This is a genomic window from Vibrio sinus, from assembly GCF_023634645.1.
GTDB lineage: Bacteria > Pseudomonadota > Gammaproteobacteria > Enterobacterales > Vibrionaceae > Vibrio > Vibrio sinus.
This window is the reverse complement of record NZ_JAMKMR010000039.1, coordinates 1-12,822: the sequence shown is the minus strand read 5'-3', so window position 1 is coordinate 12,822 and position 12,822 is coordinate 1. Positions and strand designations below refer to the sequence as shown.

Here is a 12,822-nt window from a genome sequence, read left to right as displayed (position 1 = left end):
AATAAATGTTGAATTGGTGGAGCTGGCGGGAGTTGAATAGCTATCTCATTTTTATGAAGTTCAACAACTTAAAACTACTGTTTAAATTTTCTGTCACATTGAATGTTACAGCAAATTCTTACTGAAAAAGGAACTGAACCCGCGTCCGCTTATGTTAATTACCCCGATAACTCTGGTTTTATATAGCTAAATCTTCTTAACTATTTTCTGACTATTCTCAAAAATTGAGTCTACGATATGCTCAGGAAAGTCTTCAGGCAATGTAGCACTTACTTGTAACATTGCCTTAGGTAAGGCATCTTTCATCTCATCAATTATCTCTTGCATCGTGTCTTGATTAAAGTTTACATCTTTAGCTGTATCCAAAAAGTGACGAGGCAGGATTTTACTGATTTCATACTTCTTGCCTTTCGTTGCTTTCAATCCCATCGCCAGCTTTAGCTTTCTGATATTGAGCCCTTTTCCTCCCAGTAGTGGGTAGGCTGACAAAATATCGTAGAATGGAGTGAGTCTGTAGCTCCCTCCTTTATCAATATAGATAGAAAAGTTTTTAGCATGTCCATCTGTAGCGCCAATGAGCCATTGAAATACTTGGAACCTCATGAAGTCATATCGATCTTCTAGAGCATTACTTGACCCCATTAACAACTCCATGATCTGAGCTATGCTAGGGCCACCTTGAGATTCGTATTTAATGGATGATGGCATACCAAACACTTGGCAGATATCTTCCTGAGGTAACCGTAGCAAGCCTGCTTTGTCTTTTGTCCAGCGTCTATCAAAGCGTTCTACAGCTAAAGCTTTAATGTTGTCTGTTTTGATTATATTGACGTTGGGAACTGCGAATCCCAGAGCTCTAGCTAACTCAATACAAAGGTACTCGTTTTCTACGCTATCTTTGAGGTCTAGGGTCGCGTTAGCTTGTTGTATTTCGCCTATTGGTAGTTTGATGATGTGAGTAGTGGGAGTGTTTCCTTTCGGTATACACCATTGCTCATCAACGAATAGGAGAGCCGTTTTCTCTTGTGCACCTGCCACGGAGATTCTAAAGTCTTTTTCTTCTTCGAGCATTCCTAGCGGAATATCAGACTTATATGCAGAAAGAACAGTTTCTAGTTTTTTGTCATTCAGGACTTCGTAGCTAAGTGGTTCTTTTTTATAAGGGAGCTCTGGAGGAAGTAAAGCAATCGCACCAACACTGTCTTTTCCTATTTCTTTCAGGAGATCAAATGGTTGTTTGGATGACGCCTTGTACCTTGCAACGATTCTATCTCTGACCTGAGGGCTGTCTGGCAAGAGGTTGTCAAAATAGTTTATAACCGCATCGGAAGTGATTACTGGTAATTGAAGTTTCAAAGACAATGATAGTGGGCGGGTCACCGCATTGGTTATCCAGTTTTTATCATATTGAAAAGTGTGAGCACCATTCTTATATTTCTCTAAAGTACCAACAAGTTCACCATTCATGTATGCGATTAGCTTCTGCATTACCAACTCTCATCATCATTTTCATTTAACGAAGTGACCAGTGCTTTTTCTTGGATACTCAATGTTAGTTCCATTGCCTGGACAAGTTTAAAGAAGGTAGAAAGCGTTGTTTTGTTTGGGTTGTTCTCGAAGTTCGAGATCGTCGTTTGCTTGATGCCGACTTTTTTTGCTAGTTCTGATTGTGTCCATCCGTTCTTTTGACGTATCAGTAGCATCATGTCCGCTAATTGCTTTGGACTATATATCATTTTTTCCAGCCCTCTATTGAGTTAAAGCACACCCATAAGATATCTTATTATCCTCTAGTAAGGATAGAATAAAGTATATCCCTTAGTAAGGATAGAGAAAAGAATATCCCCTGGTAGGGGTAAATTGTGACTTATCCCCACTAAAGGATAATTGAGTGTGTATCCTTTAGTGGGGATATTGAATAAATTAAAGGCATAAGGTAATCCCCCCTAAAGAAGCAGGTTAACAACAATATAACTAGATCAGGATGTATATGTGTAAAGGAAGTTTGAACAAAAGTATATTTTCACACTTGACTGAAGAACAGATTTTAGAATGTTATGAAATGTACCGTAGTAACGAACTTAAAAACTCTGAGATAATAGAGCTGTACGATATAGCTGGTATAGCTTCAAGTGCATTAGTAAGCCAGTTTCCGTTACTTCAGACGAGTATCAAATGTCAACTTTGTTCAAATGATGTTCTTGAAAAGCCAACGTCTAAGTCAAACAGGCTTCGGGAGTATATTTGCCCTGAATGTAGCCATCAATTTGATAGTGCTAGAGCTGATCCAATGTGCCCTTGTGAACATTGTAAGTATGAAAAAAAGGAAAAGAAACGTAGAGAGATTGAAGCCCTAGAACTGCGCTATCAAGAAAACTTAGTTAAACTGAAGGAAATGTTCCCGGTTCCATCGGCCAAGCTATCTTATAGTGATTTGTCTCTAGTTGATAAGATTTATCTTGCGAGCCTTATTCCGTTAGGTAGCCGTGAGTTCTTACCTTCTAAACTAATGACTAGTTCAAACTCAATACTTTCGCCTGCGGGAGTTCTTGACGGTGCTATCTACAGCCACTTACTTGACAAAGGGCTCATCTTTCCTGTTGTTGAAAAGCTGCCTAACGACGTTGTGTTGAATCCTTCAGAAAGTGCACTAACGAACTGGCAAGTTTATCAAGCTAATATTTCTTTTAGCGATGCAGAGACTCGCAGTATCGAAGATATTTACCATCATATCCTCTCTGATTTTGAGCAGATGATGAATGGAAATGTAGAAGTGGATAGAAAGGATATTGAGCACCTATGTAACCTGGCAGAGCATATTGAAGTCTCGGAGGCTGTTGTCTTCTTGAGATATTTTTGTCAAGAAGCTGATTTGGCTGAGCCTCCACAAAAGACATATGATGTAATTCGTAAAATGCTAACGCAGATGAGTGTCGCTCAACTTGCTCCTCATATCAGAAAAAGTGTCAAAGATGCAGCGTATTTCTTAATGACAGGAAAATCTCAAGGGAAGTCACACGCGACGAATACCATTCCATCCAAAATTGAATCGTCTGTTGCCTATTATCAAAAACAAGGGTGGACAGTAAACAAATGGGATCGCCCTTACAATACAGAAAAATCAAACTTATCGAACGTTCTATACGATAAATTGTTGGTGCACTTGAATTTGGGCTTCTATCAGTCAGTAGGCGATATCATTCAAACGATAGAGCACTTTTTTGATTATATAGTTAAAAAAGACAAACAGAATGTTATCTCAGATAAGACGAGCGTACGTGCAAATACAAAACTGTGTGCTAAGTGTGGTAGTGCCAATCTCTAGAGTTACTTGAATCTCGTAAAGGAATTATTGCGCTATGTTTAGATTGCAATGATTCATTGCTACTTCAACCTCATATAGACAACACGCGTTTTATATAAGTACTACAGCCACTCACGAAATGTTCCAGTGGCTTTGTCCTGACACTATGTACTAGCTAAGCTTTTAGTCGCGGCTAGAACTCGTACTGCACCACTTTAAATCTTGACTGTCATTGGTAGCTATTCAGGCTGAGTATTGGGCTGTTATGTGAGATTCATGTTTTTTATGCACAAAAAAAGACGCCCTAGGACGTCTTTAAATGTAGAATTGGTGGAGCTGGCGGGAGTTGAACCCGCGTCCGAAAACCATTCATCTTTGGTACTACATGCTTAGTCGATCTTTAATTTCACCACCCAACTGCGAACCGACACGCGACTGAATGGCTAACCTGAATTAAATCTCACGCTTCATCTCTCAGGTGGGAGAATCCACGCCAGCTTGATTTTGTTTGATCTCTCGTGATTCCCCGTCTTACAAGCGGAAGCTAGGGCGAGAGAGCTCTGAGCAGGTTATTAAGCTGCTAGTGCGTAGTTTTCGTCGTTTGCGACTATTTTTTTGCGGTTTGTTAACGAGGCCTACCGCACCTCGGCATGCACCTTAGACTGCAAAATTCCCGTCGAATCCTAAATCAGCCCCAGGTAGAACGTGCATAGTACCAGAATTGCGTATTCTGTCCATAACTATGCGGTATCTATTAGTTTAAGTGGTTAAGATTAACGCAGTGCACTCTTCATAACGCGTGCTTTTTGCCTTTGCCAATCTCTATCTTTGACATCTTCGCGTTTATCGTGAAGCTTCTTACCTTTGGCGACACCGATCTTTATCTTCACCCAAGAGCGAGACCAATACAGCGATAGCGCGGCAAGTGTCATGCCTTCACGGTTAATGCGGCCAAATAAATTGTCTAACTCTCGACGTGATAGGAGAAGTTTACGTACACGTGTTGGGTTAGCAACCACATGAGTGGACGCTTGGTTAAGAGGAGTAATCGTCATACCACTAACAAAGGCTTCACCATCACGCATGAAGACATAGCTTTCTGCGATATTGGCTTTACCTTGCCTTAGTGATTTGACTTCCCAGCCTTGTAGCTCCATGCCAGCTTCTATCTCATCTTCAATGAAATATTCGTGACGAGCTTTTTTATTTAGCGCGATAGTATTACTACCCGCTTTTGATTTCGATTTTTTCTTTGCCATAATTACAACATTATACGGGTTGCATTTGGGTTAGGGAACGCTTTTATTTGCGCTTGGTGAGAATACCAGTAAAATTGCACCACTTTCTATAAAAGATTGCTGACCCAACGCACCGTGAAGAGGAACAAGTATGAAGCAAGTCACCCGTTCAGCATTGGTTTCGTTTAGTGCTGATCAGATGTACGATTTGGTGAACGATGTTGAGAAGTACCCAGAGTTTCTGCCAGGATGCTCAGGCTCGCGCATTATTGAGAACGCTGAAGGTAAAATGGTTGCATCTGTTGATGTCTCTAAGGCGGGCATCAGCAAAACGTTTACAACGTCCAATCATCTCATCCCGGGTGCGTCAGTATTAATGAGTCTCGTCGATGGACCTTTTAAAGTTCTAAAAGGTGGCTGGCACTTTACGCCATTAGATGACATGGCATGTAAGGTGGAACTTAAACTTGAGTTTGAATTTTCCAGCAAGCTGGTTGAAGTCGCTTTTGGCAAAATCTTTAATGAATTGACCAGTAATATGGTGAACGCTTTTACTTTGCGTGCGAAACAGGTTTACGTCTGATATGGGCATCGAAGGCCAAATGATACATGTTGAGGTGGTCTACGCCTTGCCTCACGAGCAGCGCGTGCTCAATCTTGCCGTCAGTAGCGAAATGACCGTAAAGGAAATTATCGAGCACTCTGGGGTATTAGAGCAATACCCTCAAATAGATTTAGATAAAAACAAAGTCGGCGTGTTTAGCCGCAACATCTCACTAGATGCTACCGTTAATGACAAAGACCGCATTGAAATCTACCGTCCTTTGTTAGCCGATCCGAAAGAAATTCGTCGCAAGCGAGCCGAGCAGGCCAAAGAAGTGGGCAAAGCAGATCCTGTGACTGGTGGTAAGCCTAACTCGCTGCGCAAAGATCAGTAAATCGACGTTTCACCACGTCGTTAGGTGGGCATAGAAAATCGCAACAAAAAAGCTCGTATTGTACGAGCTTTTTTGCATTTATGTTTATACCTAAGTCACTTAGGTATAAGGCTCCAGCGTTAGCTTGCCGGATCGTCAAAGTCTTTTGAAGGTGGATAGTCACCGGAAATCTTAGTGAGTTTGCCTTGCTTATCGAAGTACACAACGAGATCTTTTTGTACTGGGGCAGCATGACCTGCGGTATGTCGGTAAATGTAATACCAAATATCAGGATAGCCGTTTTCAACAAGCATTGGGGTACCCATGACGAACTGGACTTGTTCTTTCGTCATGCCGATTCTAAGTTTGTTGACCGCTTTTTGTTCGACGTAGTTACCTTGATTGATATTAATACGATAAACAAGTCTCTCCAATACCGAGCAACCGGAGAGAGAAAGGATTGTCACTGATAGTGGAATGGTGATGAGCCACTTCTTTAATTGCATATTGGAGTTCTTTTATTCGTCTTGGGGGCAGATAATAAACAAGCTAGAGCCTAAAGTAAAAACTTTACGTTAGACTCTAGTGAATAAGATTTGTTTCAACTTAATAAGTATTTTTATTGCTATGGCTAGCCTAGAAAATTCTCTGATAGGCTATAGCGCTGTTATTAGGCTGCAACCACCAATTCTTTAGCATTGGCCAGTGTGGAGGCTGTGATTTGGCTACCACCTAACAGCCGAGCAAGCTCAGAAATGCGTTGTTGTTCATCTAACAGGCTCATTTGTGTTTCTGTCATGCCATTTTTCGTTTGTTTGGCAACGAACAATTGCTGGTGACCACAACCTGCCACTTGAGGGAGGTGAGTGACGCAAAGCACTTGGGTCGAGTTACCCAGCGTCCGTAGCATTTTGCCAACGACAGCGGCCGTAGGCCCACTGATGCCGACATCGACTTCATCAAAGATTAAACTTGGTGTGTCGACTTTCTGAGCCGTAATAACTTGAATGGCCAACGAGATACGAGATAGCTCCCCTCCAGAGGCGACTTTAGCAATTGGCTGCATAGGCTGGCCTGGGTTGGTGCAGACAAGAAACTCGACATTATCGGTGCCCAATGAGCTCGGAGAAGAAAGTTGTTCAGTGACTTCAATACAGAACTTTGCTTTTTCCATGCTCAGTTCATGCATGCTTTGACTAATCAGTGTGTTGAGCTCTTTGGCATAGATTTGGCGAGATTTATGTAGTTCGCTCGCGCAGGTTAAAAATGCTTGATACTTTTCCTCGACATCTTGGGCGAGTAATTCTAGCTTTTCGTCTGAGCAATCGAGCTCTTCGATTTGCTGGTGAAGATCTTGATGATGTTGATATAGCGTTTCTGGTGAGACGTGGTGCTTACGTGCCATCGACATGATCTTAGAGAATCGCTCTTCAACAACGGCCATTCTTTGTGGATTCACGTCGATGTTATCGAGGTAGTTACGCAGTTCAGCATTGGTTTCTTCGATGTGAATAATGGCTTCATCAAGCATGCTTGGTAAGCCTGACAGTTTGTCATCGAGTTCAGATAGCTGAATTAAATATTGGCTGGCTGATTGCAATATGCCCAGTGCGTTGACATTCTCTCCCTCGTATATCAGGTCTATGGTTTGTTGGCAGTGACTAGCAATTTCTCCGCTGTTGGCGAGAAGTTTGTGCTCGGCCTCTAATTCAGTAAACTCATTTTCGCCAACCGCTAGTTCGTTTAATTCCTTAATTTGATATTCAAGTAACTGCTTTTGAGCGAGGTTTTTTTCACTGTTTTCTTTCAGCTCGTTGAGGTTTTTTTCTGCTCTTCGCCAAGTAAAGTAGGTTTGACGAGTGTCGACTAGCAGTTGGCTATGACCTGCATATTGGTCCAGCATAGAAAGCTGGTGTTCGTTTTTTAGGAGTTGATGATGGGCATGCTGTCCATGAATATTAATGAGCAGTTGGCCTAGGCATTTGAGTTGCGAAAGCGATACTGAGCTACCATTAATATAGGCACGCGAGCGGCCTTCTTTCGTGATGGTGCGACGTAGAATGCATTCATTGCCATCGAGTAAATCGTGCTCTTCTAGCCAACTTTTTGCATGGAGATTGTTATCGACGGTAAACGTAGCACCGACTTCCGTTTTTTCTTCTCCTTGCCTGACCATATTGGCTTCAGAGCGGCCACCTAGACAGAGACTAAGTGCATCAATAGCAATGGATTTTCCGGCACCAGTTTCACCGGTGATGGTTGTCATTCCCTTGAAAAGTTCAAGTTGCAATGATTTTACGATAGCAAAATTATTAACGCTTAAATGAACCAACATGCTACATACCTGTGTAAATAAACAATACTGTATATTAATGCAGTATATACTGTTTTCATATACAGTAAAGGCATGAGTGGTAATTTGTGCGGATCGCCTCAGCGGTTCGTTATGAATAAAACAAAGAGCGCCAATTAGAGCGCTCTTAACTATTTGAACTTGTGACTACTTTTTGCCCTAAAACAGTTTGCTCGACCATCCGAGTTTATTTCTAAGAATGTGATAATAGCGATAATCTTCTGGGTGAATGAGTTTTAGCGTATTCGGGCTTTGATAGATGAGTACTTCGTCGCCTGGTGAGACAGGTAAAGAAATTTGGCTGTCACAGCTTATTTCTTGTATGCCGCGATTGTTCGGTGAAACAATGAGTTTGATTTTGTTTTTAGCATCAACCACCAGAGGTCTACTGGATAGCGTATGAGGGAACATAGGCACTAAGGAGATGGCGTTGAGGCTAGGGGATAAAATCGGCCCACCACCGGACAAAGAGTAAGCGGTTGAACCAGTCGGTGTCGAGACAATCAATCCATCGGAGCGTTGAGAAAAAGCGAAGGTGTCTTCAATATACACCTCAAACTCAATCATATGAGCGACTTGCCCTGGGTGTAACACGGCTTCATTAAGCGCGGCGTTGTGACTTTTCACTTGCCCATGACGATGCACTTCGGCTTCAAGCAAGAATCGCTGCTCTTCGATGTATTTTCCTGCTAATACTTCTTTTAGTGATAATTGGAAACCTTCTGGGTCCAAGTCGGTTAGAAAACCCAAGCTTCCTTTATTGACACCAATGACTGAAATATCAAATCGGGAGAGAACACGAGCTGCCCCAAGCATGTTACCGTCACCACCAACAACAATAGCGAGGTTTGCTTGGTGGCCAATCTCAATTAAGCTGGCAAAGTGTTGTTTTTTTATATCAGTTAATACATCGGATAAACGTTCATCAATTAGAACATCGTAACCTTCTGAAGATAGCCATAAAAACAGCTCTTTGTGAGTCTGAATGGCTTGTTGATCTCGCGGTTTTCCAATGATAGCGATGACTTCAAATGGTTTTCTCATATTTTTTCCAATCGAAATAGGCTTGATTCAGGAATCTTCATCCCCATAATAATGGCAAGTAAGCCCGATAAGCGAATTTTTGTGTAGATAGGCAGATAAAATTAACTGGCTTGTCTACTCATTAGGTTAAACTCAGGAAATATCATTATCATGAGCAACGAAGAAAATAAAGTGAAAGAGCAAGAGCTAAAGTCACAGGAAGAGCAACTTAATCAAGAAGTTGACCAAGATGTAGACGTAGTTGGCTCTGACTCCGATATCGAATGGAACGAAGAAAAACCAGTTGATGAACAAGAGGCAAAGATTGCTCAGCTAGAAGCGGCATTGCTAGCCAGTGAAGCTAAAGTGCAGGAGCAGCAAGAGTCTGTGCTTCGTGCGAAAGCGGAAGTTGAAAATATGCGCCGTCGTACAGAGCAAGAAATAGACAAAGCTCGTAAATACGCATTGAATAAGTTCTCTGAAGAGCTATTACCAGTGATCGACAACCTAGAGCGTGCGATTCAAGCGGCTGACGCTGAGAATGAAGCGGTTAAACCACTACTTGAGGGTGTGGAATTGACTCACAAAACATTTACAGATGTGGTGAGCAAGTTTGGCCTAAAAGAAATCAACCCAGAAGGTGAAACCTTTAATCCGGAACTGCATCAAGCGATGTCAATTCAAGAAAGCGAAGATCATGAACCTAATACGGTTATGTTCGTGATGCAGAAAGGCTACGAGCTTAATGGCCGTGTGATTCGCCCTGCGATGGTTATGGTTTCTAAATAAGCATCGATTGCATCATTGAAACAAACGCGAATTTGTTTCAATTTATTAATAGAAAAGAGAGGCACGTGCCTCTCTTTTTTGCTGTTTGAAACAGTGTAAGTTCCATCATTTCAAGCAATTGCCATTATTTCTTAGTTGCCCAGTTTCTTTGTGTTATTGAAACCGCCTATCTCATCAATATGACTACTATCAGCGAAAGTGACATGGTAATTCAGCAGTTTAACCATTTTTTGTTCAATTAATGTGCATCATGGTGCGGTGTAACGAATTTGTGTCTGAAAGGTTTGAATTGTAATTAATATGTGTATTATCACTAGCGTTTTAAACACAACATACCGTTAATGCTTAACCTTACAGTGTTTCTGGCCGCGCTTCTTTTCCGTTGGGACCAAGTCTACATGACTTGGCAAAACCTTTTTGCTGCCACTAGCTGTTATGTCGACTATTAAGGGAAAATAATGGGGCAGCGACGCCCCGAATATTACAAAATCAATATATTATTCAGGAGACGAATGATGGATAAGTCGCTCTCAAGTAAAATTTTTATAGGCTTGTTTGCTGGGTTACTGCTCGGTACCGCGATCCAATATGTATTAAGTGATATCAGCTTTTTTGACACTTATGTTTTAGGCGCCGCTGAAGGTGCTGGAGGGATGTTTGTTTCCCTCATTAAACTTCTTGTTATCCCATTAGTTTATGTATCGATTGTATGCGGCATTGTCGAGCTTAAAGACATTACTGCGTTTGGCCGTTTAGGTGGAAAAACCTTCACTCTGTATATTGTGAATACCATTATTGCTATCAGTGCTGCACTGGCCATTGGTCTGATTTTCCAACCAGGTGCAGGGGCGAATCTTGCAGGAACCGTGTCTCACTCAGTGGCGTTATCAACCACAGAAACACCGGATATTTTCTCACTGGTTGTCAATATCGTGCCAAGCAACCCTATTCAAGCCTTTGCTGATGGTGACATGCTGCAAATCATCTTTATGGCAATTCTGACCGGATTGGCCATCCAAGCATTGGATACGCGCGGTGGGCCTGCTGTGAACACGTTTAAAATGGCTAACGAAATCATGATGAAGCTAGTCGGCTTGGTGATGAGCTTAGCTCCTTACGGTGTGTTTGCTTTGATGGTGCAGCTAGGCGCAACACTTGATTCGAACACGCTTATCTCTGTGGCAGGTTATGTGGTCTTGGTTGTGGCGGTATTGGCATTCTGGATTTTTGTGTTCTATCCAATGGCCGTGGGACTGACGACTAAGATATCACCTAAAGAATTTTCTCGTGCGACGCGTGAGCAAGTCATGTTTTCTTTGTCGACCTCCAGCTCAAATGCGACGATTCCAGTGACACTCAGAACGCTGACTGAAAAACTGAATGTCTCGAAATCAGTGGCAGGTTTTGGTGTGCCGCTGGGCGCGACAATGAATATGTCAGGGGTATCCATCTACATTACTATCGCAACCATCTTCGTTGCGAACGCGTTTGGCCAACCCATAAACGCCGCAGACATATTTACACTCGGCTTAACGATTCTACTGCTATCTGTTGGTGCGGGTGGCGTACCGGGTGGTGGTGTCGTGATGATTGGTGTTCTATTACATCAGCTAGGTTTACCACCTGAAGGTCTTGCTATCGTTGCTGCCGTTGACCGTATCTGCGATATGTTCTGCACGTCTTCAAACGTTGTGGGCGATACTGCAGTCAATACCATTGTTGCTAAAAGTGAAGGTGAAATTGATCTGCAAGCGAAAGAGCCGAATCAAGTGGCGATGAATAACTCGTGACTTGAACGATAAAAATATGATGATACGGAGGCCTAGTGCCTCCGTTTTGTTTTTTGCACGAATAAAAAGTCACAAGTTTTTTTAATTTACCCTTGAAAAGTGATTTGCTGCCCTTATCTAAGGGGCATGACAAAAAACAAACAAGTCATTTTGTTTGTTAGAGAGGGTTGAAAGACCATTCTCCATCCCAATATAAGGGATATAGCAAAATGAAATACAGAATTTATTCGGAGATAGCCTGATGGGTAAGATCATTGGTATTGACTTAGGTACAACTAACTCTTGTGTTGCCGTTCTAGATGGTGAAAAACCACGCGTCATTGAAAACGCGGAAGGTGAGCGTACCACATCGTCAATTATTGCCTATACAGATGGCGAAACATTGGTTGGTCAGCCTGCTAAACGTCAAGCAGTTACTAACCCAACGAACACGCTATTTGCAATTAAGCGTCTTATCGGTCGTCGTTTTGAAGACGAAGAAGTACAACGCGATATCGAAATCATGCCATACAAGATTGTTAAGGCTGACAACGGTGATGCTTGGGTTGAAGCACAAGGCCAACAAATGGCGGCGCCTCAGGTTTCTGCGGAAGTACTGAAGAAAATGAAAAAGACGGCTGAAGACTTCCTTGGTGAAGAAGTCAGCGGTGCAGTCATCACAGTGCCTGCTTACTTCAACGATGCGCAGCGTCAAGCAACGAAAGATGCGGGTCGTATCGCTGGTCTTGAAGTGAAACGTATCATCAACGAACCAACGGCGGCAGCGCTGGCTTACGGCCTAGACAAGCAAGGCGGCGATCGCACTATCGCAGTATACGACTTGGGTGGTGGTACTTTCGATATCTCAATCATCGAAATCGATGAAGTAGAAGGCGAGAAAACATTCGAAGTACTGGCAACGAACGGTGACACTCACCTTGGTGGTGAAGACTTCGATAACCGTCTAATCAACTATTTAGTTGATGAGTTTAAGTCTGAGCAAGGCATCGATCTGAAGAACGATCCTCTTGCGATGCAACGTGTGAAAGAAGCGGCTGAAAAAGCAAAAATCGAGCTGTCTTCTACACAACAAACTGACGTTAACCTACCGTACGTAACGGCAGATGCGACAGGTCCTAAGCACATGAACGTGAAAGTGACGCGTGCTAAACTAGAATCTCTAGTGGAAGACCTAGTACAACGCTCTCTAGAGCCAATGAAAGTTGCTCTTGCTGATTCAGACCTGTCTGTGGGTGACGTGACTGACGTTATCCTTGTAGGTGGTCAAACTCGTATGCCTATGGTTCAAGCGAAAGTGGCGGAGTTCTTTGGTAAAGAAGCGCGCCGTGACGTGAACCCTGATGAAGCGGTTGCTATGGGCGCAGCGGTTCAAGGTGGTGTACTTGCGGGTGACGTGAAAGACGTACTT

12 protein-coding genes and 1 other RNA gene are annotated in these 12,822 nt (G+C 42.6%); 6 read left to right on the top strand and 7 right to left on the bottom strand.

Features of this window, described 5'->3' with window-relative positions; all coding sequences use genetic code 11:
* Positions 1 to 186: 186 nt before the first annotated feature.
* Complete coding sequence (locus M9194_RS21315) at positions 187 to 1,488, bottom strand: type II toxin-antitoxin system HipA family toxin (protein ID WP_250614724.1); 1,302 nt, start codon at positions 1,486 to 1,488, stop codon at positions 187 to 189.
* Positions 1,488 to 1,736 (bottom strand): type II toxin-antitoxin system antitoxin HipB, encoded by a 249-nt coding sequence (hipB, locus tag M9194_RS21310; protein WP_250614723.1) that lies wholly within the window; start codon positions 1,734 to 1,736, stop codon positions 1,488 to 1,490. The genes M9194_RS21315 and hipB overlap by 1 nt, the downstream gene beginning before the upstream one ends.
* A 554-nt stretch (positions 1,737 to 2,290) precedes the next feature.
* Between hipB and M9194_RS21305 the strand changes: the two genes are divergently transcribed.
* Entirely contained in the window at positions 2,291 to 3,325 is a 1,035-nt protein-coding gene (locus M9194_RS21305; protein WP_250614722.1) for a hypothetical protein, read from the top strand.
* A 307-nt stretch (positions 3,326 to 3,632) separates the two neighbouring features.
* On the opposite strand, the gene ssrA is transcribed toward M9194_RS21305, so the two are convergent.
* Positions 3,633 to 4,000: a transfer-messenger RNA gene (ssrA, locus tag M9194_RS21300) on the bottom strand.
* 77 nt (positions 4,001 to 4,077) lie between these two features.
* Positions 4,078 to 4,563 carry an SsrA-binding protein SmpB gene (gene smpB, locus M9194_RS21295; RefSeq protein WP_250614721.1) on the bottom strand — a complete coding sequence of 162 codons (486 nt, stop codon included), beginning with the start codon at positions 4,561 to 4,563 and terminating at the stop codon, positions 4,078 to 4,080.
* A 130-nt stretch (positions 4,564 to 4,693) separates the two neighbouring features.
* Between smpB and M9194_RS21290 the strand changes: the two genes are divergently transcribed.
* Together M9194_RS21290 and M9194_RS21285 are read left to right on the top strand one after the other, a co-directional pair.
* Entirely contained in the window at positions 4,694 to 5,125 is a 432-nt protein-coding gene (locus M9194_RS21290) for an SRPBCC family protein (protein WP_250614720.1), read from the top strand.
* A gap of 1 nt (position 5,126) precedes the next feature.
* Positions 5,127 to 5,480 carry an RnfH family protein gene (locus M9194_RS21285; protein ID WP_250614719.1) on the top strand — a complete coding sequence of 118 codons (354 nt, stop codon included), beginning with the start codon at positions 5,127 to 5,129 and terminating at the stop codon, positions 5,478 to 5,480.
* A 119-nt stretch (positions 5,481 to 5,599) separates the two neighbouring features.
* Here M9194_RS21285 and bamE read toward each other — a convergent pair whose 3' ends face one another.
* The 3 genes from bamE to nadK all read right to left on the bottom strand — a co-directional run bounded on the left by bamE (position 5,600) and on the right by nadK (position 8,856).
* Positions 5,600 to 5,965: an outer membrane protein assembly factor BamE gene (bamE, locus tag M9194_RS21280; RefSeq protein ID WP_250614718.1), complete on the bottom strand. Its 366-nt coding sequence runs from the start codon at positions 5,963 to 5,965 to the stop codon at positions 5,600 to 5,602.
* A 164-nt stretch (positions 5,966 to 6,129) separates the two neighbouring features.
* Complete coding sequence (recN, locus tag M9194_RS21275; protein ID WP_250614717.1) at positions 6,130 to 7,794, bottom strand: DNA repair protein RecN; 1,665 nt, start codon at positions 7,792 to 7,794, stop codon at positions 6,130 to 6,132.
* Between the two features lie 177 nt (positions 7,795 to 7,971).
* Positions 7,972 to 8,856 (bottom strand): NAD(+) kinase, encoded by an 885-nt coding sequence (gene nadK, locus M9194_RS21270; RefSeq protein WP_250614716.1) that lies wholly within the window; start codon positions 8,854 to 8,856, stop codon positions 7,972 to 7,974.
* 150 nt (positions 8,857 to 9,006) lie between these two features.
* Here nadK and grpE point away from each other — a divergent pair, with 150 nt between their 5' ends.
* The 3 genes from grpE to dnaK form a co-directional block, all read left to right on the top strand.
* Positions 9,007 to 9,624 (top strand): nucleotide exchange factor GrpE, encoded by a 618-nt coding sequence (gene grpE, locus M9194_RS21265; RefSeq protein ID WP_250614715.1) that lies wholly within the window; start codon positions 9,007 to 9,009, stop codon positions 9,622 to 9,624.
* 515 nt (positions 9,625 to 10,139) lie between these two features.
* The gene (locus M9194_RS21260; RefSeq protein ID WP_250614725.1) at positions 10,140 to 11,414 is read left to right on the top strand and encodes a dicarboxylate/amino acid:cation symporter; all 1,275 of its coding nucleotides are present in this window, start codon (positions 10,140 to 10,142) and stop codon (positions 11,412 to 11,414) included.
* Positions 11,415 to 11,655: 241 nt separating this feature from the next.
* Positions 11,656 to 12,822, top strand: a 1,167-nt coding sequence (dnaK, locus tag M9194_RS21255; protein WP_250614714.1) for a molecular chaperone DnaK, incomplete at its 3' end; no start/stop codon positions are given.